The organism is Pseudoteredinibacter isoporae, from assembly GCF_011602085.1.
GTDB classification, from domain to species: domain Bacteria; phylum Pseudomonadota; class Gammaproteobacteria; order Pseudomonadales; family Cellvibrionaceae; genus Pseudoteredinibacter; species Pseudoteredinibacter isoporae.
In genome coordinates this window covers 1,849,856-1,873,922 of the sequence record NZ_JAAONY010000001.1, presented here as the reverse complement: position 1 = coordinate 1,873,922, position 24,067 = coordinate 1,849,856, and the positions used below count along the sequence as shown (strand labels likewise).

Below are 24,067 nucleotides of genomic sequence, written 5' to 3'. Positions count from 1 at the left end.
TGAATTAAAGAGCACCCGATTTTGCATAAGTATTCATCGCAATGGCCGGCCATTCTTGCCGCCTGCCTGGCTGCAAGCCAACCCTTAAGCGCCTGGGCAAAGGATTCGCCAAGTGACTTATCCAACGCAGCCGAGGCAAAGCTCAATATACAGCTCGATTTACCCGCTCAAGATCTGGCCAGAAGCCTTATCCAACTCGGCAAGAGCCAGAACATCAGCATCATCTTTCCCACTCGCTTGTTGAACGGCAAGCAAGCCCCTGCCGTTAAGGGGGATTACCCCCTGGAAAAAGCACTGAGCGCCCTTCTCAAAGACAGCGGAATAGAATACCGCGCACTCAGCGCCAAAGTGATCCGCCTTCAAGCCAGCCGAAGCCCGAGCGATCCTCAGGAAGCCCCTTTTCACTATGGATCGATGGAAGAAATTTCAGTAATCGGCCGCCCCCTGACTGGCAGCCGCCTCAAGCGACACGATCTGTCTGGCAGCGCTCCGGTTGATATTATCTCAGCCCCTCAGATTGCCGAACTCGGCGTACAGTCGGTAGGCGACCTGTTGAAATTTATGCCCGCCGTATCGGGTAATTCAACGTCAACATCGATTGGTAATGGTGGCGACGGAACGGCGACCGTAACATTGCGCGGCCTGCCGGCCAGCAATACCCTGGTTTTAATCAATGGCCACCGCATTGCCAATAGCGGCTTTGCCGGAGACGCGGTAGATCTGAACAGCATATCCACCGACAGCATCGAGCGCATCGAGATTCTCAAAGGTGGCGGCTCTGCCGTATACGGCTCAGATGCCATTGCCGGTGTGGTCAACATCAATCTGAAAAAGGAATACAACGGCGCCAGCTTTAATCAGTATTACGGTCAAAGCAGCCGGGGAGATCTGAACAGCCTCAACAGCAATTTGAGTCTTGGAAAAGATTTTGATCAAGGTAACGCGCTGCTGATTTTGTCACACCAGCAAAGAGACCCGATATTCAGTCGAGACCGAGCGCTTTCTGCCAATGCTGACGGGCGACCATTTGGTGGCAGCGATAATCGCTCAAGCGGTGTCCCGGGAGGACGCTTTACACTGTCGAATGGCAACGTTGTTACCTTTGACGGAGAAGGTGGATTCCGCCCGGCCACATCGGAAGACCTGTACAACTTTGCCGAAGAAACCTCGGCCGTTTCAGAATCTTCACAAGACGCCGCTTATGCCTTTATCAACTGGCAACTGCATGAACGGATCGAACTTGGAATCGATCTCGCGTATACCCACAGCCAAGCACAAGCGACGCTTGCTTCCACTCCCATTTTCACCGCATTTAGTCAGGAAGACATCGTCATTTCAAAAGACAATGCTTTCAATCCATTTGGTGAAGACATTCAAGATGCACGCTATCGAGTTTTGGAAGGCGGTCCACGCCTGCAAGATGACGATTCCAAAAGTTATCGAAGCAATATTCAACTCGATGGCAATTGGCAAGGGCTCGATTGGTCCACACAATGGAACTGGAGTCGAAGCGAATCCAGTGAAACATTGAGTGGTATTTTTGATGGACGAAGACTGCAACGCGCACTGGGCCCCAGCGGCCAATGCCAAGGGTTGGATATTGACGGATGCGAACCACTGGATTTATTTTCCGGGCAAATTGCGCCCGAACAATTGTCGTTTATCAGCACGCAGTCCCGAGCATCGGGCTTCAGCGAGCTCAATGAATTTTCCGCCACAGTAAGCAGTGATATTGCCATCACCGCAGCGGGCGCCAGCCAGGCTTTGGGCGGCATTGTTTATCGTACAGAAAAAACCAAATTTTTATCCGAACGAAACAATAGTTTTTTTGTTGGCGGAGGCGTTCTGGGAAACACAGAAGGGCAACGCCAGGTTAAAGAAGCGTTTCTTGAACTCTTTGTTCCGCTGGCAAAACCTCGCCCCTGGATCAACATGCTGGATGTCGAGTTTGCAGTACGTCACTCGTCATTCAGTGACTTCGGTAAAAACACCTCGCCCAAAGCAGGCATTCGTTACCGCCCGATTAGCGACCTGTTGATTCGCGCCAGTTATGCCGAAGGATTTCGCGCCCCCAGCTTAAAAGAACTCCACGCTGGAGAAAGCGCTTCTTTTTTAACGCTTAATGACCCTTGTGCAAACCCTGCCAATATCGGAGTGCTTCCAGGCTGCACCGAGCTGTCAGACCCAAGCCTCAATCAATTCCTGACCTTGAATGCGGGCAACACCGACCTCAAGGCCGAACTGGCCGACACCAGCACTTTGGGTTTTGTCTGGACCCCTTCCAGCCTCGGAAATTTCTACCTGAGCGTTGATTACTTTGACATCAGCCAGCGCAATGTCGTCGACGCCAGCGCCCAATTTGTGATTAACCAAAATGCAGAATTCGGGCGCTTTCAGGAATTAATCACACGAGATGAAGCCGGCAACATACGACAAGTGATCGCGCCGAATCTTAACATAGGTCGCCGCAATATCGGCGGGCTCGATATTCAAGTGCACTACAAAAGACTTCCCTTGCTGGGCGGGCATCTGGATGTCTCTTTAAACGCAGCGCATATTTATCGCTACCGTGAACAAAGTAGCCCGGATCAACGCAGCGAAAATCTGGCGGGTACTTTTGCCGATCAAGCCTCCGAAGGCAATGGCGCCCTTCCCAAGTGGAAAGTCAGCACCGGCATTCGATACAAGAAGCAACGCTGGCAACTGAACTACAACATTCACTATGTCAGCCCTGTTGAAGAAACGGTGATGAGCACCCAAACGCTCCGCAAAACCGCAAGCTGGCTAAACCAGAACATCCAACTGAGTTACGACCTCAACAAAAAAATGCGCCTTAGCCTCGGCGTGGACAACGTCTTTGATCAGAGCCCCCCTTTCTTTGATTCTGCCTTTCTCGATAACCACGATGCCCGTACTTATGATATTAAAGGCCGTTACTGGTACACTCGCTTTAATTATCATTTTATGTAGGTCATTAGCGCTTCAGAGATGAAACCTTTTGCGAAGACCCGCATCCAAAACTAACAACAATATTCACGGACTCGCCTTATGACCTCTAAACTTTTGCTAAAAACCACCCTGCTCAGCTCAATGCTTTTGGCGACCATCGGTCAGGTTCAAGCCAATGACTTCCCAGGCATTAAAAAGCTCATGAATGAAGAGGAATTCCAGAAAAGCGGCTTGAATAAACTCAGTGACAGCGAAATGGAAGCCTTGAATAGCTGGCTGATCAAATACACAGCCAAAGACTCAGCCCTGATACGCCAAAACGTCAAAGCCGTACAGGAAGAGACCAAAACAGAAATACGTAGCCGAATTAAAGGTACGTTCAAAGGCTGGAAAGGTAACACCAAGTTCTATTTGGAAAACGGCCAGGTTTGGCAGCAACGCAACCAGAAAGGCGGCACTCGCTGGACGGTCAATATGGAAAATCCTGAAGTCATAATCAACACCAACTTCTTCGGCTTACAAGTGCTGACCATTATTGATAAAGACAAGAGCACCAAAGTTAAACGCATTCGCTAGGCCCCAAGCCAGCGAACTCACGCGCCCGGGTCGCTCTGCGGCCCACCCTTCTTCTATTTCCCTAGCTTCTATTTCCCTAACTTCTAACTTCTAACTTCTAACTTCTCAACAATTTTATTGCGCCCATAAAAAAAGCCGCAAGCAAGCTTGCGGCTTTTTAACCAGCTAACTAATCAAGAGATTAGAAAGACATAGTTGCACCCAAGAAGATGTAACGACCCAATGCGTCGTAAGTACCTGGGAAGGTGTTACCGTTACCAAAGATGGATGGACCACCGTTAGCAAATGGAGGCTCACGATCCAGTACGTTCTGAACACCAGCGCGGAAGGTAGTTTCTTCGTTCAGCTGATAGATCGCACCCAGATCCCAGTAAGTACGGGCACCCAGATCCAACTGAGTAGAGCTCTTAGCTTCGATTTCCGCAGTGTGACGGAAAGTAGAAGACAGGCTCAGATCCCAAGGAGTGTGCCAGGTTACACGCAAGTTGTTCTTGAAGTCGTGAGTTGGAGCACCACATGCACCACCCCAAGTACCCTCACAACTCTCGATACCCGCACCTGGGTACTCTTCCTGATCGTATTTCAGTACGAAGTTACCATTGTTCATGATAGCTACAGAACCCAGATCAGCAACGTCGAATTCGTATTCGAAAGTGAAGTCCAAACCTTCAGTTTCAACGAAACCGATGTTGATGTTGGTTGCTACGATGTTGTCAGTACCCAACCAAAGCGTACCGGATACAGGACCACGGTTAACCAGGCTACAGAACTGGTCATCACCAGTGTTCAAACACTGATTCAGAGTAGTTTCTGGGCTGATGGAATCGATCGCATCGGTAATTTCGATGTTGTAGTAGTCAACAGTAACAGTCAGACCGTCAGCGAACTCAGGAGTCCAGATGAAGCCGTAAGAAACGGTTTCAGAACTTTCTGGGTTCAGGTCAGGGTTACCACCAGACAACTGGTTGTACTGACCGGCCGGGGAATCAGCAATGCTGCCGTACTGACCAGCAGTTACGCCAGTGCGCGCACACTGCTCAAGAGTAGCAGTTGGGGTCGCGCCAGCACATGGATCAGCATCCATATCGTACAGAGTAATAGACTGAGGACGGAACAACTCACGAACGTTAGCGTGACGAACCGCTTTCTGGTAGCTACCACGTACTTTAAAGTCAGTGCTTGGTGCCCAACCCAGAGCCACTTTATAAGTGTCAGTGTCTACGTCAGTAGAGTAGTCAGAGTAACGGTAACCCAAGTCCAGAGTCAGCTCTTCAGCAAACTCACGACCTTCAACCAAAGGAATAGAAATCTCACCGTAGATCTCTTTAACTTCGAAGCCACCTTCAACAGCTGGGATTGGACCACCCTGACCAGCACCATCACCGCTCTGGTAGTTCAAATCCGGGTTGTAGTCCAGGTTATCTTTACGATATTCCAGACCAACCGCAACCTGAATGCCGTTATCAGCAGCAGGCATCTTGATGTCGTAATCGCCCAGGTCACCCGCTACGAATGCAGAGATAACTTTCTGATCGGTAGTACCGCGATCAAACAGAGGAATCTGCAGGTAGTTGATTTGAGCTTGAGTTACGCCACCAGTTTGGAAAACGTTCCAAGGTACACAGTTAGGATCAGAACCGTCTACAACAGAACGACATACAGTGTTGCCGTTTGCGTCAGTTACCGCGTCCAGTGCACGACCGATACGGGTAGTAGACAATTCGTTGTTATAAGTACCCTCGTAAGAAACTTCAGAGTACGAGTAGTACATGTCGTAAGACCAAGTCTCGTTCAGGTCACCGCGCAGACCGAATACACCACGGAAAGAGGTGTGACGGATGTCTTGGTTACGGAAACCACCTTCAACGTTACGACGACCGATAAATACGTTCTGGGTCTGGTCTTTGGTCAGGCCGTTAGCACCACACACTGCCTGGAACTGCTGCTCGGAAAGCAGTGGGTTACCACATGGCAAAGTGCTGGTTACAAAGAATGCACCGGAAGGAGCGATCTGAGCATTGGTCTGATCGTCCATGAAGTTCAATTCGGCGTAGAACTCAGCCTTATCGTTCACTTCATAACGGGCGAAAACACCAGCGGTATAACGCTCATCTGGGCGCTGGTAGAAGTTAGCAGGCGCGTAGTTGTACAACAAACCGTTACGATCTACGAACTCATTACCCTGAGTAATCAAGTCGAAGCTGTCGCCAGCACCGGCCAGAGGGTTACCGTCGGTACCCAATACGAAACCACCGTTACCGTCACCTTTCAGAGCAGTACCGAAGTCGGTGAAACGACCGGTAGGCAAAGTAGATGAACCGCCACAAGCGGATATGCTGTTATTCAATGCACAGTTAGAGTAGTCACGACCTTCCTGTTTTACAGGATCGATCTCACGGTAAGTCGCGTAAGCGGTTACGTTACCTTTACCATCGTCGAAGTTACCACCAATGATCAGAGAGAAATCGTCAGTGTGACCGTCAGAAACGCTACCAGTAGGAGCGGTGAAACCGTTCGCAGCGTTCAAGCCCTGCATGTAGGCGTTGTCGTTCTTGTGCTGGTAGAAGCTGTGCTGATAATTAACTTCAACACCTTCAAAGTCGTCAACCATGATGAAGTTGGCAACACCGGCAACAGCGTCAGAACCGTAGGTAGAAGATGCACCACCAGTCAGCATTTCAACACGCTTAATCAAAGCAGCTGGGATTTGGTTCAAGTCAGAACCAGTACCACCACCTACTGGAGAACCCGCAGGCAGACGACGACCGTTAACCAGTACCAGAGTACGTACAGTACCCAGATTACGCAGGTTAAGAGTTGCAGTACCGGTTGCACCGTTAGCGTCACCGGAGCTGTTAGACGCAGCTACCTGAGGCAGGTCGTTTAACAGGTCTTCCACACGGGTAATACCGCCAACCTGGATGTCCTCAGCACCGATCTGAGTAACAGGGCTGGAGCTTACCAAGTTCGCCTTTTGAATACGCGAACCCGTTACCATTACCTCTTCAAGCTCTTGTGCAGCATCGCCAGACTCTTGCGCATAAACAGCGCCAGGCATAATCAGAGCTGCGGCGGAAAAGCCGATAGCGCTCTTAACTGCAGATGAAAGCAGTGTTTTCTTCATGTGTGCATCCCCTCAATGGATTTTTATCTTGATGCTTTTTCTATGATTTGGCGGCAAGAAAACCGCCGTCACGATATAAACGAAGGTATTGAGTCCTCCCTCAAGAAAATATGCAAAAAAATGAATTAATTAGCACTTTAAATAGGAACTTTGCATAAAACCGACAATCAAGTCTGATTTTTGAACAAATCGGCAAGAAAGTAATGAATTAGGCGCCAGCCTTCTTAACACTTTGATTAAAATTCACCCACCCCGAAACACAGCTTTTACGTCACGACATCAAAAACGGAAAGGAATTTCCTATCAAAACATGAAGGTTAATAGCGCCACACTAAATATTGTTCATTTTTAAAGCCCTTTGTATAGTGGGCTTTCTGCGAAGAGAGCGACAATATTAATAATTTTCGCAGCCGTGACTATGATGGTGGCGAACGCCATACATCCGAAGCGTTACTCGATCAACAAAGCCTTACTCAAACACTATTGCGCTATATGTTTTACATAGCGGGCAATCGCAGCGCCTTAGTGACGAAGTAATACCAATGATAACAATGAGGAACATTCACAATGAAAACCATTACGAAATACGGAATCAGCTGTCTTACCATCGCCACTTTAAGTTTGAGCGCGAGTATCAATACTTACGCCGCCGACGAGAAAGATTCTGCTAAGGATGACGATCGCCGTGTCTGCAAAAAATATCGCCCAACCGGCACTCGCATCGCTAAAAAAACCTGCATGACAAAGCGCCAGTGGGCTGAACTTAAGCGTCGAGCGCAAGATGCAGCACGCACAGGCCAGCGTCTTGGCGGCCATCAAAATATGGAAAATCCACTACACCCTGGCTCCGGTCGCAACTAAGCAACCTTCAATAGGGCGGCGGGTTAACAACCCCTCGCCTTGGGCCAGTTTTATTTTTCTCAAACCCGCCTGCGTTTTTTACCTTACAAGTCCCGCCGCCTCTCTTTTCGACTTGAAGCTGCTTTTTACCGTTCTCTCGTCAGCTAATATATTCCCGCACATAAAAAAGCACACAGACAAACTGACAACTTAAATTGACAAGAACCCAATTTGCATAGCACCTACTCCAATAGACTTTATATAGTGAGCGTTCCTGACGAGATCCATTTGCTTTTTTAAACATAAGTAAACCTGAAATGATTTTCTCATCAGCTGCAAAGTTATTATTAGGAGTTGTTATGTCTTATCGATCTATTAAATTAACGATTATTACAGTACTTTCAACGCTCTGCCTAAGCGCCGGCCTATTCAGTCATGCGGAAGCCCCTGAAGGAAAGGCAATAGACGATGATAAAAAAGTCGTTTGCAAAAAATATCGCCCTACTGGTACACGGATTACGAAAAAAACCTGCATGTCCAAACGAGGATGGAAAGAGATCAAACGCCGCGCCCAAGATGCCGCCCGTCTGGGACAGCGACTCTCGACTCATTTCAATAAGTCGGACCCTCGTCGACAGCAGTAAATTCGATAAATGCTCCTTGCATCACAATTACTGGTTAGAAGCACAATGTGAAGTTTTATATTGCGGTTTATTTTCTTGGCATTTCGACTAATATTGGCTAAGGTTGCAACCTTGGACTGACTTTAGGGAGCGCCTGTTGGCTTCTTTTAGCTTACAAGCACACTCGAAAGCCAGGATCTAATAACTAGATTATCGTTTACATAAACGAAACCTAATGTAAGCCGTGAGTAAGAATGCAAATAGGAGTTCTATTGTGAAACTGATTAAATCATCCTTAATCCCAATGCTGGCTGTCGCCGCTTTGGCAACCTCTCCGGCTCACGCCGCGGACGAAAAGAAAGCTGAAGCTGCCGAGAAAGCCAACAAAAAGATTTGTAAAAAATATCGCCCGACTGGCACTCGCATTGCCAAGAAGACTTGCATGACCCAAGGTGCTTGGGACGAGCTGAAGCGTCGTGCTCAAGAAGCTGCACGTAATTCTCAGCGCCTGAGTGGCCAGCAAAGCCGTGAGAGTGGTTAATACCACTCCACAAGTTCATCTGCCAAGCCCGGAGGGCTTGGCATATCTTAAATACTGTTAGAAATACTTTTACTCACTGCAACATTAGATAACAACCTGGTATTTCATTAAGGAGAGCCACTGTGAAGTCAATCAAACTATCTTTAATCCCAATGTTGGCCATCGCCGCTCTGGCAACGTCTCCAGCTTACGCTGCGGATGAAGCTGAGACTGCCAAGAAATCAAACAAAAAGATCTGCAAGAAGTATCGCCCTACCGGTACTCGCATCGCCAAAAAGACTTGCATGACTCAACGTGGCTGGGATGAATTAAAGCGTCGCGCTCAGGATGCAGCTCGCACTTCTCAACGTCTGAGTGGCCACCAGAACCGTGAAGAAGGTCCACGCGGCGGTTTCTAAGCTGCCTTTAAAATTTGCCAGGCCCTCACTGTTGCCTGGCAAATTTTTAATGTTTATTAAGTCCCAATACCTATCCAAATCAAGTATCCCTACCCCTCCAAGAAAACCCTTCTTCGTATCATTGGATAGAATCCTGACAACAACTCAAGGAACGCTATTATGATCACAAATAAAATATCGTTAATGTCTATCATTGCCATTGCAGCCCTTGTCGCTTTTCCAGTTCAAGCAGAAGACAAAAAAGCTACAGACACAAAGAAAACCGAAGTTGCCGAAGACCCCAATAAGAAAATTTGTCAAAAGTATCGCCCAACCGGCACGCGCATTATGAAAAAAACCTGTATGACACAGCGAGGCTGGGACGAACTCAAGCGCCGCGCACAAGATGCTGCTCGCACCTCCCAACGCTTGAGCGGCCATCAAAACCGCGACGGCGGATAAGCCACACATCAAAGGGCCGATAGCGTCTGGCATCGCACTCTCAGTAGTACTTTTTGAGTTTTCCCTGTATCTCTGCCAGACGCTCCAACCATGCCTGCTTTTTGCGGTCCGGTAATCCTTCCCACCAAAGAGGAACTTTCTCGGCCTTATGTTTCATCACGAAACTACCCCATTCAGCTTCCTGCCGCTCAGGAAAACCATTTTTCCTGTTACGCATCTGCTGATCCAAAAAAGCCGCTACAAAATCATTTTGCAGTTCCAGCAAGCGCTCACCATCAGGCTCTCCACTCAATAAAGTTGCAGCAAAGCCCGCCAGTAAAACACTGCTGTCTGTAAACCCGAAGTGATTACTGCCTGAAACAATGTACTGAAAGGATTTCGGCATTCGAGTTTCACGCTCAAAAGCTTGTATTGAAAAGTCATTAAACATAAGTGCTTTGTTTACAGGCAGATCCGGTGCCTTGTGTTGCAGCTGTCGATGATGATCCTGATACAGATGCAACAAGGGCGCTGGAGCCATTTTGTTCACCCCCCCGAAATGGGAATCCGCACCATCCAGATTGATCTGAGCAATACAGTGTTCACTTTGATGGCAGGCCGCCATCGCTGTGCTGCCACCAAAAGACATCCCCGCAAACGCTACGCTACGATAATTCCCCTTTTCAGCAATTGCCTTGACCTTTTTCGGTAGTTTGCTGGCAAGCAAGCTGTCCAACACAAAGAGTTGATCTTTCTGCCAATGAGGTGCACTGCGTAACAATTTTGAATCATTGATGCTTAAGGCTTTCTCAATATAGCTCAGAAAAAAGTCAAAGCGCGCATCGAGATCCGATTCCGAATAGGCCTTTTCGCGCAAAGCTTTTAAAGCTTCTTGTTCGGGGTTCTGCTCGGGTATCCAGGCACGGATTTCCATACCGTCATCGAATCGAACAGCCGCGGCATCGTAAGGGTGATGCAGGGCGTAGACAAGATAGCCGTGGCTGGCCAGATGTTCCATCAAGACCGTGTTTTGCCATAAATACGAGTACAAACCATGACTAAAAATCACAACAGGCAAGTTATCCTCTTCCACAATCGGCGCACCCACCACACTGTGTGTCTCGATCAAATTCAAATGACTGAATATGTCAGCAGTAAGAGACATCGTCCCCGCCAAACCCGCCAAACTACTTTCTATTTCAGCCCTCGTGGCATAAGGCTTTGGACTCAAATTATTATCTTGTGCGGGATACCATACTCTGATTTGAAGGCGTCTGTCGCCGCAGGGGTTCGATTCACAAAAGGGATCTTGTCGAGACGTATCGGTCAATTCAAAATCAACAATACCCACCGCGTGTGGGCCATCAGGCGCGGGTAAATCCCGAACAGGAAATTGCCAGGGCAGCGCCACAGCCATCACCCAAGCCAAAACAAAAAGCAGCCCTCCGAACGGTACCAACACTTTCTTTCCCGGAATACGAGGAAACACACACACGCCCAAAGCCGCAACACACAGCATCATGATCGCAAGATAGCCGAGCCCCAGGCCGTGCCACCTTCCGTCAATCAACAGCACGCCCCCAGCCAATGCAGGACTCATAAACAGAATCGGTTTTCGCCAAGCCCAGGACCTGAAAAACCAACTCAGGCAGAACAGAAGTAACAAGGCAGCAGCTGCAAGTTCGCTTACTAACATAGATTTGAATTCGCTCTATAAATTTTACGGCGTAAGTGTCAGCTTCCAGTGTAATTCACTCGACACCCAAGACAACTCTACTCGGTGTCCTGCATAACAGATCTGTTGTTATGACGAGTTTCTTTGTGCCCGCAACAACGCTTCAACGCGAGGCTTTATTCATAATTTTGTGCATTCCAGCCAATAGACAACGCCGTCCTATGAATTTCGAATATCGTTTTACCAAGCGCAGCTTGCATACCCCTTTGTACATTAACCAATACCATTTTGAGTCCGTAGAAACCCTGGAAGTCTCTCTGCACCGCAATAACGTTACCGGCCGTGGAGAAGCCAGCGGGGTATTTTATCTGGGAGATGATCCACAACAAATGGAAGCGCAGCTTCTGAGTATTCAGAATCAGATAAACACAAATTTGAATCGGGATAACTTACAAAAACTGCTTCCTCCGGGCGGGGCTCGCAATGCTCTGGATTGCGCCCTTTGGGATCTGGAATGCAAGTCCCGTGGTGAATCAATCTGGCAGAAATTGCAGCTCCCTCCCAAACAACTCAATACCGTTTTTACTATTGGTATTTCCGATGCCAGCACCATGGCCACCCAAGCTTTGGAGGCCTCACAATTCCAACAATTAAAAATCAAACTGGATCAACAAGATCCCATTGGTAAACTCAGTGCCATCCACCAGGCACGACCGGATGCTGAAATGATACTGGACATCAATCAGGGATGGAGCGAAGCTCAACTGCTTGAGTATTTACCCCAGCTCGCTCCCCTGGGCGTTGTCCTTCTTGAGCAACCGCTGGCACGTGGAGAAGATGCTCTCTTAGCTTCTTTGAAACGGGATATTCCCATCGCCGCCGATGAGTCTTGTCTGGATCTCGCGGACTACCACGAAATCAAATCCCGTTACGATGTCATCAATATCAAGCTGGATAAATGTGGCGGCTTGAGTGAGGGCCTTGCGATTGCCCGGCAGGCTAAAACGGACGGCAAACAACTCATGGTCGGCAATATGATTGGCAGCTCTCTGGCCATGGCGCCCGGTTATGTGATTGGCCAATACTGCCGATTCATTGATCTTGATGGCCCTCTGTTACTCACAGAGGATTACCCCAATCCGATCAATATTTCGGGGAACGGTCAATGCACCCTGCCCGAACAATCACTCTGGGGATAAATTCGCATATTTACAAATTGCCTATCTTATTTGAATTTTTGCACATTAATATTGTGCAACATCGGGTAGGCTCAAGTCTTTGATTTAAGAGCGGTACACCCAGGCATGAAACAGCATATCCGCAGGGAGATTACCGACGCTTTTGCGTCCTCCAAGGACCCCAGTCTGCAGGAAATGATCCTCAATAACACCCTCGATATTGAGGCGGAAGAGTTTTTCCCCGGCGGTCATATTACCCGTTATCACGTCCACAACAAGGCTCTATACGGCCGCCAGGAAATTGTGCAAATAAGCCGGGACTTCTCGGTCATCACCAGCAACATCGAAGCCAACAAGGCCTCTCAAACCAGTTACAGCGGCGCCAATTGGCTGGCCCTGCAGCTCTGTGTTGCCGGCGAATATGAGGTGTCGATTAACAACAACGCTCGGCAAATTCTCAAACCAGGCGATTGCCGCCTGGATATTTTAAGCAAGCGCGGCACGCTCAATCGCTTTCAGCAAGGGGGCAGCCGTTATCGCAATGTCGCTCTGTATATGAGTCTGGAAGCATTCAAATCCCATTTAAATGTTGGCCAACACGCAGAGCGTATGTTGCAACAATTGTTGCAGGAAGAGTTAATTCACCCCCACGCCAGCAGCACCTTCGAAGCGTCGAAGTCGCTGATGGTATCGGCCAATGAGCTGTCTGAATTTGGCCGCTTTGGCGGTTTACGTCCCGCCTATATTAAAGCCAAAGCGATTGAATTTATGGTTTATGCCGCTAACTTCGCACGCTGGCAAGGGCGTGGCGTAGCGGGTCTTCGCAGCCGCGCCAAGTTATCGCGCAGTGTGGATATTGCCCAGAAAACCAAAGCGATTATCGATCGGGAATATTCTGTTGCCCACACTATTGATGAGCTTGCCCAGCGTATTGGCACTAACAGAACTACTTTGAGCCAGGCCTTTCGCACGGAATTCCAGGAAACCCCCATGCAATATCGTCGCCGCCTGCGTTTGGAAGTTGCCAAACAGATGTTGCAATACCATGAAGGCTCTGTAGGCGAAGTTGCTGAACACGTTGGCTACGCCGATGCCTCTTGTTTTATTCGTGCTTATCGCGACCACTACGGCATGACACCTGGCAGCTGAGCTGCCATAGAACCGGCCCCTCTCTCCAATAAAATCTGCATTCCCCACTGACAATTTTCCATTTTACAGGGAAGCCAAACATCGCAAATTTTCCAACACCCTTGAGTCTCAAGCTATTAGCTTTTACTAAATGCAAATTCTTTTTAACGATTTTTCTTCATGCTACGCAACCGAAATAAAACAATAGAGAAGCAGTCGTACAGGAGAAAAGCATGGTTTCCAAGCACGCTCAAATTGTATTGCTGACCGCCAGCACCGTCAGCACAAGCCCACTCGCTATCGCACAAAAAGAAATTACTCAGCTCGAAGAAATCATTGTTACGGCCAGTCGCCGTACGGAAAATCTGCAGGATGTCGCGGCTTCTGTTGCTTCGGTTGATCCGCAGTCGTTCCAGCAAAATGGTCTAAACGAACTGCAAGATATTATCGAATACACACCCGGTATAAACTGGGAGGATGGCGGTGGCCGTGGCGTCGGCACCATAACCATGCGCGGCATCCCTCAGTCCGGTGCCATTAGAACCGTAGGCATCTATGTCGATGATACTCCATTGGTCAGCGCCAGTGGTTTCAGTGGTGCCGCCGGTGGCACCATCGATGCCTCATTGATTGATTTAAGTCGAATTGAGGTGGTCAAAGGCCCCCAGGGAACTTTGTATGGTGCCTCTTCCGTTGGCGGCATGATTCGTTATATTAATCGAGCACCTTCGCTGGATGAAGTCCGTGGTGAATTCAGTATCGACCTGTCTCACAACAAAGGCCCCGGCAGCCATAATGTGATTGCCAGTGGGCGAATTAGCGGGCCACTTGTTGAAAATTCACTGGGGGCGACTCTATCGTTATTCCAGGCCGAAGACAGCGGCTTTACCCAAGTGGTTAATCCCAGCAATGGCGAACCACTGCGCAAACGTGCCGACCAGGCACGGAGCAAAGGCTTATCCGTTAATCTCCTATGGGAGGCCAACGACAACGCCAGCGTTAATTTCAAATACCTTCGTCAAACCGGTCAAAGCGACCTGCTCAGTAATGTAACATTGTTGCCCGGTACGGATACCCCCGCCTTTGGTGATTACAGCACCATCAATCAGCCTCTCCCTCTCGAAAGCAAAACGGAAGTCAGCTCCCTCAGTATCGATTATGATTTCAGTTGGGGCAGCGTAACGTCCAGCAGCAGCCTGAGCGACCGAAGCGTGTTTGTTAATCTGGATCGCAGTGCCCAGTTGGCTCCAGTGAATGATTTGATCTACGGCCTGCCAGCGGGCAGCACCGAAAGCGTTATCACCATTTCTGCTCAGGACATGCAACGTTTTGTTCAGGAGATTCGTCTAAGTTCTATCGAAAGCCAAACCGTAGAGTGGATACTGGGTTTGTTTTACATGAACGAAGATGCCGGCAACCGACAACAAGCTCAACCGAAACCGTTTCTCGGTGCCGGATTGTTTGATGTCAGCTTTCCATCCGCCTATGAGGAATATGCCCTTTTCGGCAATGTGACTTGGTACGCCAATGAGCAATTGGATGTGACATTGGGCATGCGTTACAGCGATCACGAAACCGAAATGGAAAATATTAGCGTCGGTCCACTGACCGGCCCTGGCCAGCCTTTAAGTCGGTTCTCGGATCAAACGTCCACTTACCTGGCTACCCTGCGTTATCGCCCCAACGAAAATCATTCGCTCTATGCCCGAGCTTCAAGCGGATATCGCCCAATATCCTCTAATCTGGCACTGCTCAACCCCGCTACGGGTGAAAACCTGGCCCAGCCGTTTGTTGAAGCCGATAAAATCTGGAGCTATGAGCTGGGCATGAAAGGCATACTGCCAGATCTGGACAGCCGCTATGAATTCGCCCTGTGGTATTCCGATTGGGATAACTTCCAAACTCGTTTTGTATTTAACGGCGTTTCCGTTGGTGCCAATGCACAGGGCAGTCTGATTTCACAGGGGGCCGAGTTCTCCCTTAGCAGCCTGATCGGAGACAAACTCCAGCTTCAACTGGGTCTCAGTTATAGCGACAGCGAACTCGATGAACAAGAAACAACACTCGGTGCGATTCGTGGCGAGCGTTATCCTGGGCAAGCCCTGTGGTCGGGGTCGATTCAATTCAACTACGCCCTCCCGGAGATCAATGAGTGGCAAACAGCCTTGAATGTCGGACTGCGCTATATCGGCGAAAACGATTCCACTTTTTCCCGCTCCCAAGTTCAACAAGCTATGACGGTTGATGCCTACTCCCTTGTAGATAGCAGCCTGAATTTTGAGCAGGGTAAACAACAAATCAGTTTTTATTTGAACAATTTGCTGGATGAGCAGTCCATAGTGAACCGCAGCGACAGCCTGTCCAATAACGGCCAGCTTTTTTCATCAGCGATCTTTACGCCCCCCAGAACAGTGGGCGTTCGATATCGCTACCAATTCTGATTCTGCACCAAGAGCCTAATACATACTCTCCGGTGTTTTACCGGACCCCCGCAAGGGGGTTTTTTTTGCCTGAATATTTATCGCTAAAAAGTGACGAATATCCTGTCTTTGTTTCTTTAAGCACGTAGATTGCCCATACCATTAAGCAGGGGCCCAAAATGATCACAAGAATGATGAAGATAATAAGCAGCCTACTTTCATGCCTTTACCTGCTGAGTATCAGCGCCATGGCTGACAAGCGCGTAACCGATTTGGAAGACCCCGCGCTGCTGGAAGCCTATCTTGATGGGCTGATTAAAAGCTCGATGGATAAACATCACAGCCCTTCGGGGGTTATTTCAATTTACAAGGATGGCCAGTTTTTGCTGAGTAAAGGGTATGGCTCACAGAGCCTAGGCGACGGTCAACAGTCCGCAAAACCCGTGCAAGCGGAAAGCAGCTTGTTTCGTCCGGGCTCCATATCCAAACTGTTTACCTGGGTCGCCGTGATGCAGCAGGTCGAATCTGGCAAGCTGGATCTCGACAACGATGTAAACCTCTACCTTAAGCGCTTTCAGGTAAAAGACAGCTGGCCGGGGCAGCCAGTAACTCTTCGTCACCTGATGACTCATACGGCTGGTTTTGAAGATGGCGCTCTGGGTTACCTCATTCTGGATAAACCCGAATTGGTGCTTCCCCTTCCCGAAGCCCTGGAAAAATATCAACCTGAACGCATCAACCCACCGGGCTTACACACGGCCTATTCGAATTGGGGAACCGCATTAGCGGGATTAATTGTCGCCAATGTCAGCGGCGAGACCTTTGAAAATTATGTGCAGAAGCGTATTTTTAATGTTCTCGGTATGCAATACGCGAGCTTTATTGAACCGCTCCCGCCCACCCTGGAAAATCATGCCGTTCAAGCCTATCAATGGTCAGCCGGCAGATATAAAGCCAAACCCTATGAACGTATTTCCGGTTTTGCGCCTGCGGGCTCAGCGGCCATGTCAGCCAATGACGTCATGAAGTTTGGTATCGCTCTGTTACAGAATGGGCAGTATCAGAATCAACAAATTCTACAGGCAAGCACTCTGCAACAAATGCTCGAACAAGGGTTTAGCCACGATGAACGCACACGCGGCATGGGCATGGGCTTCATTAAGCGCCGCTTTGGTAACGAAACCTTGGAATTGTTTGGCCACGAAGGCGCCAGCGCGTACTTCTTTTCCCATTTGGGGATTTCCCAGAAAGAAAACCTGGTGGTGTTTGCCTCGTTTTCCGGAGCCGGAGGACGCTCTGTTTACAAAGATTTTTTACAAAATTTTTACACTCGATTCTTTTCTGAACATTCCGGCACTCCCAAGACCATAAAAACCACAGCGCAGGACTTACAGGAATACCGTGGCGACTATCTGCCTTGGCGTGGCAGTTTCAGCAAGGCCGAAGCATTGTTGAGGGTGCTCAACGGTAAATCCGTTCAAGTTGTTCACTCAGATCAAAGTGCTGCCCTGCTCTACAGCGGAAAACGCTACCACATGGTCGATAAGGACTTGTTTCGAGAAGCGCATGGCTTCGGTCGTATTGCCTTCCAGCGCAATCAAAAAAGCCAGGTCAGCGATATGATAGTGGACGGTCGCGCCTACACCCAGTATTACAAAGCGCCATTATTCGAATCAAAGACATTCACCCTTATTGTGCTGATGGTAATTCCTCTGTTTGCCCTGGCTCTACTGATTCATCTGCTGTACAAGAGCACTCATTATGCAAACCACACCGGTCAAAAAGCCCTGTTTTATTCACAGATTGTCTGGGCTGTATCGACCCTGGCCTTTTTTATTCTGATGACGCTCAGTTTGCTGAGCCTGCCCACCATCGTTAATGGCATTCCTGCGTCTCTGACCATCGCACTTTGCTTTCCACTGCTTTCGGCCTTGGCAAGTTTGGCCCTGCTTGCCATTCTGGTGAAATATCGACAGGCTCCATTCGGAATAAAAACCAAACTGCTGGCCTACAGCACCCTGACGATCAGCCTCTTCAGTCTGTACTTTTATCAATACTGGAATCTTTTGGGTTTTAAGTACTTCTCCGTTTAAAAGGCAAAAAAAAGCCCGCAATATTGAGCATTGCGGGCTTTCGGGTTCGAGCGTTGTTTAGAGATACCTAATTACTGGCTTCTGAATTCCAGCTTATTACCTGCCAAACTGGCCACAATGGTTTGCCCCGGCGAAAACTTCCCGGCCAGAATATCTTCCGCCAGTGGGTTCTCTACCAATGCCTGAATGGCGCGTTTCAGAGGCCTCGCGCCGTACACCGGATCGAAACCCGCTTCCGAGATTTTATCCATGACCGCCGGATCTAACTGCAAACTCAGCTCTCGCTCAGCTAAACGCTTGCCCAAACTCGCCAGCTGAATATTGGCAATTTTCTGAATATGTTCTTTACCCAGAGGGTGGAACACAACCGATTCATCGATACGGTTAATCAGTTCAGGACGGAAATGTTGAGCCACGACTTCCATCACCGCATCTTTCATCGCCGCGTAACGGGTTTCCGTCAAACTGGAATCACCCGCCGGCGCATTAAAGTCGATGGCATCGTAAGATCGGTCATTGGCCAGATCCTGAATTCGATCAGAACCCATATTCGACGTCATCACGACTACTGTGTTGCGAAAATCAACCGTGCGACCCTGGCCATCGGTTAAACGGCCATCTTCCAACACCTGCAGCAGAATATTGAATACATCCGGATGTGCTTTTTCGATTTCATCCAGCAGGACAACCGAATAAGGCTTACGACGCACCGCTTCGGTGAGGTAACCGCCCTCTTCGTAGCCGACATAACCCGGAGGTGCGCCAATCAATCGGGCTACGGAGTGCTTCTCCATAAACTCCGACATATCAATGCGCACCAGAGCGTCCTCAGTATCAAACAGGAACGTCGCCAGAGCTTTACACAATTCCGTTTTACCCACACCCGTTGGCCCCAAAAACAGGAAGGAGCCGTTAGGACGATTGGGGTCTGACAAACCGGCGCGTGAACGGCGCACGGCATTGGAGACTGCAACAACCGCCTCACTCTGTCCAATAACGCGCTTGTGCAAAACGTCTTCCATCTGCAACAGCTTTTCACGCTCACCTTCAAGCATCTTGCTCACGGGAATCCCGGTCCACTTGGACACCACTTCAGCAATTTCCTCATCGGTCACCTTATTACGCAGTAACTGCATGGGTGCTTGCTCAGCAGTATCTGCCGCTGCAATCTGCTTTTCCAGCTGGGGAATCAAACCGTATTGCAACTCCGACATGCGCCCCAGGTCACCCGCTCGGCGCGCAGCATCCAAATCCAGTCGCGCTTGCTCAAGCTGACTCTTGATCTCTGCTGAACCGCTGAGCGCCGACTTTTCAGCGCGCCAGATTTCATCCAGGTCGGCGTACTTTCGTTCGACTTCGAGAATATCGGTATCAAGCAATTGCAATTGTTTGCGCGCACTTTCCGACTCGTCTTTTTTTACCGCTTCACGTTCAATTTTTAATTGAATCAAACGGCGCTCTAATCGATCCATGTCTTCAGGCTTGGAATCGATCTCCATACGAATGCGGCTGGCCGCTTCATCAACCAGATCAATAGCCTTATCCGGCAACTGACGATCGCTGATGTAACGCTGGGACAACTTAGTTGCGGCAATAATCGCGGCATCGGTGATGTCCACACCGTGGTGAACTTCATAGCGCTCTTTCAGACCACGAAGAATTGCAATGGTATCTTCCTCGGTGGGTTCATCCACCTGAACCTTTTGGAAGCGACGTTCAAGCGCCGCATCTTTTTCAATATACTGACGATACTCATCCAATGTGGTTGCACCCACACAATGCAATTCACCACGCGCCAGTGCCGGCTTAAGCATGTTGCCGGCATCCATAGCGCCGTCGGTTTTACCCGCTCCAACCATGGTGTGCAATTCATCAATAAATAAAATCACCTGGCCTTCTTGTTTGGCCAACTCATTCAACACACTTTTTAAGCGTTCTTCGAATTCGCCGCGATATTTGGCGCCAGCCAGGAGTGAACCAAGATCCAAAGATAAAAGTTTTTTGTCTTTTAATCCTTCGGGCACTTCACCGTTTACAATGCGCTGGGCCAGGCCTTCAACAATCGCCGTTTTACCCACACCCGGCTCACCAATTAATACCGGATTGTTTTTTGTTCGGCGCTGTAAAACCTGCACAGTACGACGAATTTCATCATCGCGGCCGATCACCGGGTCCAGCTTGCCAGCCAGTGCCCGCTCGGTGAGATCAACCGTGTATTTATCCAATGCCTGACGATTGCCTTCCGCCTCAGGGCTATCCACCGATTCACCTCCACGAATACTTTTAATGGTGTGTTCCAGATGTTTAATATCGCCGTGGGCATCCAGCAGAGCTGCCAGAGAGTTACTGCCATCTTTCCAGGCAGCCAGTAATACGGCTTCACTCGCAATAAACTGGTCGCCTTGCTGCTGCGCCGTTTTGTCAGCCAGATTTAATAAACGAGCCAGTTCACTTGATAAGGGAACGTCGCCGGTGGGATTGCTCACCTTGGCCAGTTCCTGCAATTTTTTTTCAATGGCCTGGTTCAGGCCCGCCATATCGAAGCCCGCCTGATTCAATAAAGGGCGCACGGCACTGCCTTGTTGCTGCAACATGGCCGCCAGCAAATGAACAGCTTCTAATTGGGTATGATCCCGGCCGACAGCCAGGGATTGCGCCTCGGAAAGGGCGGTTTGTAACTGATTGGTAAGACGATCAAATCGCATAGTCACCTCTATGTGTCCTGCAAGCCATCAGGCCTTGCAAATAATAAGCTGCCTTGATTCCAAGCACAGCTCGCACATGGGGCAGCCTGCCCCGTTACTTCTATGATGGGGTCAGACTGACGCTTTTCAATACGTTTTCTTATCGACTGTTTATAAAGTTAATTCTGCTTGCGCCAGATCAAACTGGCCATACGTCCACAGCGGACATCACCTGCTTTGCTGGCGCGGCGATAGGAAAAATAATGATCGCTGTCCTCAAAGCTGCACTCGTCACCACCGAACACAGCGGTGACCCCCAGATCCAATAACTGTGCCCGAGCGATAGCGGCCAGATTGAGATGATATTTGAGAGGATTCAGCTTAGACGGTTCAGACGCTGCAACAGTGGCTTCCAACAACTCGGGTGTTGTGGCGACCTCAAAAAACGTTTCCAGAACCTCTACCCCAACCTCAAAATGCGCCTGACTGATGGCCGGCCCGATGTATGCCTGCCAGGGGCTGTCTGTTGAACCCAGGCGACGTAACTCAGGAAAATTTTCAGACAAAATACCATTGGCCAAACCTCGCCAACCCGCATGCACAGCGGCAACCGCTGAACCGTCTTCCTTCCATAACAGCACCGGCAGGCAATCGGCGGTCATCACAGCACAGGCCAACCCCGCCTCTTCGGTATAACAGGCATCGGCATTGGGGCTCTGACTCTCGCCAGCTTTAATCATCTGGCAGCTGTGGGTTTGTGTCAGCCACTGGATCTGTTCAGCGCCAGTCATTTCGGCCAACAAAAGCTCGCGGTTCGCTGACACAGAGTCCGGTTCATCGCCGACGTGATCGGCGATATTAAAGCTGCCATAAGGACCGGAGCTTTGCCCACCGTCACGCCGGCTAACCATCACAGCGATATTATCCGGCAGAGGAATGTCAGGTTGATACGCAAATGCACTCGCCATATTGATCTCCTTGCCTGTTCTCAATCCCTGTTAAATATACGCCGGGCCCTGGGCGTCTTTTAATTCCCTCAGCAAATCCACCATATCTTCCGGCAGATCCGCTTCCCATTCCATATATTCACCGCTAATCGGGTGGATTAAACCCAATTGGGCCGCATGCAGAGCCTGACGCGGGAAACTGCGCAGTTTTTCAATCAGTGCCTTATCCAGCCCTTTGGGAATTTTAAAACGTCCGGCGTAGGCTGAATCGCCCACCAGCGGATAACCGATATGGGACATATGCACGCGAATTTGATGGGTGCGACCGGTTTCGAGCTTCAAGCGAATATGGGTATAAGCATCGAAGCGCTGAATCACACGGTAGTGAGTAATGGCTTCTTTACCACCGAAATTGGATACCGCCATTTTGGTGCGCTGTTTGGGGTGGCGACCGATATTCGCTTCAACCATACCACCACCGGTCATCACGCCCTGGGAGATGGCTTCATATTCACGGGAGACACTGCGTTCCTGCAACTGTGCCACCAGATCGGTATGGGCTTCGAGTGTTTTTGCCACCACCATCAAGCCGGTGGTGTCTTTATCCAGACGGTGCACAATACCAGCCCTGGGCACATGAATAAGATCCGGACTGTGATGGAGCAAAGCGTTTAACAACGTCCCGGTATGATTTCCCGCTGCCGGATGAACCACCAGGCCCATCGGCTTGTTCAACACCAGAATGGCCTCATCTTCATAAACGATATCGAGATCAATCGCTTCAGGCTTCCAGCTGCCCTGTTCTTGCAGCTCTGCGTTGAGGTCAAGCTGTTCTCCCCCGAGCATTTTGTCTCGGGTTTTCGCCTTTGAGCCATTCACCGTCAACTCACCACTCTTGATCCAGGCTTGCAGCTTGGAGCGGGAATACGACGAAAACAGCTCAGCGGCCGCCTGATCAAGGCGCTGTCCACTGGCGGTCACCGGCACCGTGGCCGATTCCTCGACTTTCTTTACCCCGGACTCATCAGCCAGGTCTTCAATGTCTTCCAGTGGAGGGATATTTTCATTCATTCTACTGTCTACCTATGGCCCGCAGGCCAAATTCTGTACGGCATCGGATGCTAAAAGCAGCTTAGAGCTGAAATGGGGACAAATCCAGATTACATGTGTCTGTTTTTTGCCCAATTTCGGCTGAATTCATGCCATTAGCACTGTGTATTTTGCCGTTTTTAAAAGGCCCAACTGCCTTGTTATCGTCGATGCCGTCAGGCTGAACGAATACCTTGGGGTTTAGCCAAGCCTTGTGTTTAAATAGCACCCTTAACTTTACGGCCTGGGGTGCAAATGGGTGCCACGGGAAGCTTGATCAACAAGCGATCAATAACTCATATGGGCGGAAACCGGCTATTTTAAACCGTTTCCACAAGAAAAACTAAAACACTCCTGAAGAGAGTTCCGAACATGCAAAACTACCCCTCCATCGGGGCCAAGCTGGTCTTAAGTCTACTATTGGCACTCACCCTTAGCGCTTGTTCTTACTTCCAAGACGAAGAGGATGAAGAGAAGCCACAGTACGACTCTGAGCGTCAGTTTTACGAAGCTGCCCAGCGCCAGCTCGATACCAAGCAGTGGGAACGCGCCACCAAAACACTACAGGCTCTGGAAGAGAACTTCCCGTTCGGCAAATACGCCGAACAAGCCCAGCTTGAACTGATCTACGCTTACTACAAGAGTTCAGAAACCGAAGCTGCCTCTGCAGCCGCGGATCGTTTTATTCGTTTGCACCCACAGCATCGCAATGTGGATTACGCCTACTACATGAAAGGCCTGTCGTCTTTCTCTGAAGGCAAAGGCTTGTTTGAACGCTTCCTGCCCACCGATCTTACCCGTCGTGACCCCGGCAGCGCCCGCGAATCCTTCACCTATTTTTCCCAGCTGATTGCCCGCTTCCCGAACAGCAACTACGCGCCGGATGCGGAAAAGCGCATGATTTATCTGCGTAACTTGCTGGCCCGTTATGAAATTCACGTTGCCAACTATTATTTCAAACGCGGAGCCTACGTTGCCGCAACCAACCGGGGTCGCTACGTGGTTGAAAACTTCCAGAAAACTCCGGCGGTACCCGATGGTCTTGCGGTTACCATTCAGGGCTATCACGCTCTGGGTATGGACGATCTGGCAGAAACCAATCTGGCTATCCTGAAGGAAAACTATCCGGATCATCCGGCAATCGGCAGCGACGGCACCTTCAACTATCAGTTCCACGCCGACTCAGGTGAGCGCGGCTGGTTGAGCAAGCTGACCTTTGGCTTCCTCGACAAACAAGACCCACCGGGTTTTGATAGCCGAGCCGTTTATAATCCAGCCTACAGCAGCGACCGCCAAGCTCGTCAGGCGGTGAACGCTCAGGAAGCCAGCGGTGATCGCCCCTGGTATCATCGAATTACCTTTGGCATTTTTGAATAAATTAT

The 24,067-nt window shown here is 49.6% G+C and carries 17 protein-coding genes; 12 read left to right on the top strand and 5 right to left on the bottom strand.

Features of this window, described 5'->3' with window-relative positions:
* Positions 1 to 21: 21 nt before the first annotated feature.
* A complete protein-coding gene (locus tag G8768_RS08075) occupies positions 22 to 2,970 on the top strand; it encodes a TonB-dependent receptor (RefSeq protein ID WP_166848745.1) in 2,949 nt (982 codons plus the stop codon).
* A 78-nt stretch (positions 2,971 to 3,048) separates the two neighbouring features.
* On the top strand, positions 3,049 to 3,525 hold the full coding sequence (locus tag G8768_RS08070) for a hypothetical protein (RefSeq protein ID WP_166848747.1): 477 nt from the start codon (positions 3,049 to 3,051) through the stop codon (positions 3,523 to 3,525).
* A 181-nt stretch (positions 3,526 to 3,706) separates the two neighbouring features.
* Here the strand turns inward: G8768_RS08070 and G8768_RS08065 are convergent, their stop codons facing one another.
* The gene (locus G8768_RS08065; RefSeq protein WP_167202743.1) at positions 3,707 to 6,649 is read right to left on the bottom strand and encodes a TonB-dependent receptor plug domain-containing protein; all 2,943 of its coding nucleotides are present in this window, start codon (positions 6,647 to 6,649) and stop codon (positions 3,707 to 3,709) included.
* Between the two features lie 567 nt (positions 6,650 to 7,216).
* Between G8768_RS08065 and G8768_RS08060 the strand changes: the two genes are divergently transcribed.
* The 5 genes from G8768_RS08060 (at position 7,217) to G8768_RS08040 (ending at position 9,492) form a co-directional block, all read left to right on the top strand.
* Positions 7,217 to 7,510 carry a hypothetical protein gene (locus G8768_RS08060; protein ID WP_166848753.1) on the top strand — a complete coding sequence of 98 codons (294 nt, stop codon included), beginning with the start codon at positions 7,217 to 7,219 and terminating at the stop codon, positions 7,508 to 7,510.
* Between the two features lie 338 nt (positions 7,511 to 7,848).
* Entirely contained in the window at positions 7,849 to 8,133 is a 285-nt protein-coding gene (locus G8768_RS08055) for a hypothetical protein (protein ID WP_166848756.1), read from the top strand.
* Positions 8,134 to 8,386: 253 nt separating this feature from the next.
* On the top strand, positions 8,387 to 8,653 hold the full coding sequence (locus G8768_RS08050) for a hypothetical protein (protein ID WP_166848759.1): 267 nt from the start codon (positions 8,387 to 8,389) through the stop codon (positions 8,651 to 8,653).
* Positions 8,654 to 8,775: 122 nt separating this feature from the next.
* Positions 8,776 to 9,051 (top strand): hypothetical protein, encoded by a 276-nt coding sequence (locus G8768_RS08045; protein WP_166848762.1) that lies wholly within the window; start codon positions 8,776 to 8,778, stop codon positions 9,049 to 9,051.
* A 159-nt stretch (positions 9,052 to 9,210) separates the two neighbouring features.
* The gene (locus G8768_RS08040; protein ID WP_166848765.1) at positions 9,211 to 9,492 is read left to right on the top strand and encodes a hypothetical protein; all 282 of its coding nucleotides are present in this window, start codon (positions 9,211 to 9,213) and stop codon (positions 9,490 to 9,492) included.
* Positions 9,493 to 9,532: 40 nt separating this feature from the next.
* Here the strand turns inward: G8768_RS08040 and G8768_RS08035 are convergent, their stop codons facing one another.
* Entirely contained in the window at positions 9,533 to 11,071 is a 1,539-nt protein-coding gene (locus G8768_RS08035) for an alpha/beta hydrolase family protein (RefSeq protein ID WP_166848768.1), read from the bottom strand.
* Between the two features lie 296 nt (positions 11,072 to 11,367).
* Between G8768_RS08035 and G8768_RS08030 the strand changes: the two genes are divergently transcribed.
* From G8768_RS08030 to G8768_RS08015, 4 genes are all read left to right on the top strand, one after another.
* On the top strand, positions 11,368 to 12,345 hold the full coding sequence (locus G8768_RS08030; protein ID WP_166848771.1) for a dipeptide epimerase: 978 nt from the start codon (positions 11,368 to 11,370) through the stop codon (positions 12,343 to 12,345).
* 105 nt (positions 12,346 to 12,450) lie between these two features.
* Positions 12,451 to 13,473, top strand: a complete 1,023-nt coding sequence (locus G8768_RS08025) for a helix-turn-helix transcriptional regulator (RefSeq protein WP_166848774.1) — start codon at positions 12,451 to 12,453, stop codon at positions 13,471 to 13,473.
* 212 nt (positions 13,474 to 13,685) lie between these two features.
* Positions 13,686 to 15,893 (top strand): TonB-dependent receptor, encoded by a 2,208-nt coding sequence (locus G8768_RS08020; RefSeq protein WP_166848778.1) that lies wholly within the window; start codon positions 13,686 to 13,688, stop codon positions 15,891 to 15,893.
* 170 nt (positions 15,894 to 16,063) lie between these two features.
* Entirely contained in the window at positions 16,064 to 17,965 is a 1,902-nt protein-coding gene (locus G8768_RS08015) for a serine hydrolase domain-containing protein (RefSeq protein WP_166848781.1), read from the top strand.
* 71 nt (positions 17,966 to 18,036) lie between these two features.
* Here G8768_RS08015 and clpB read toward each other — a convergent pair whose 3' ends face one another.
* The 3 genes from clpB to rluD all read right to left on the bottom strand — a co-directional run bounded on the left by clpB (position 18,037) and on the right by rluD (position 22,667).
* On the bottom strand, positions 18,037 to 20,670 hold the full coding sequence (clpB, locus tag G8768_RS08010) for an ATP-dependent chaperone ClpB (protein ID WP_166848784.1): 2,634 nt from the start codon (positions 20,668 to 20,670) through the stop codon (positions 18,037 to 18,039).
* A gap of 158 nt (positions 20,671 to 20,828) precedes the next feature.
* On the bottom strand, positions 20,829 to 21,617 hold the full coding sequence (gene pgeF, locus G8768_RS08005) for a peptidoglycan editing factor PgeF (protein ID WP_166848787.1): 789 nt from the start codon (positions 21,615 to 21,617) through the stop codon (positions 20,829 to 20,831).
* A 30-nt stretch (positions 21,618 to 21,647) separates the two neighbouring features.
* A complete protein-coding gene (rluD, locus tag G8768_RS08000) occupies positions 21,648 to 22,667 on the bottom strand; it encodes a 23S rRNA pseudouridine(1911/1915/1917) synthase RluD (RefSeq protein ID WP_166848790.1) in 1,020 nt (339 codons plus the stop codon).
* A 390-nt stretch (positions 22,668 to 23,057) separates the two neighbouring features.
* On the opposite strand from rluD, the gene G8768_RS07995 reads away from it, so the two are divergent.
* Positions 23,058 to 24,062 (top strand): outer membrane protein assembly factor BamD, encoded by a 1,005-nt coding sequence (locus G8768_RS07995; protein WP_166848793.1) that lies wholly within the window; start codon positions 23,058 to 23,060, stop codon positions 24,060 to 24,062.
* Positions 24,063 to 24,067: the final 5 nt, after the last annotated feature.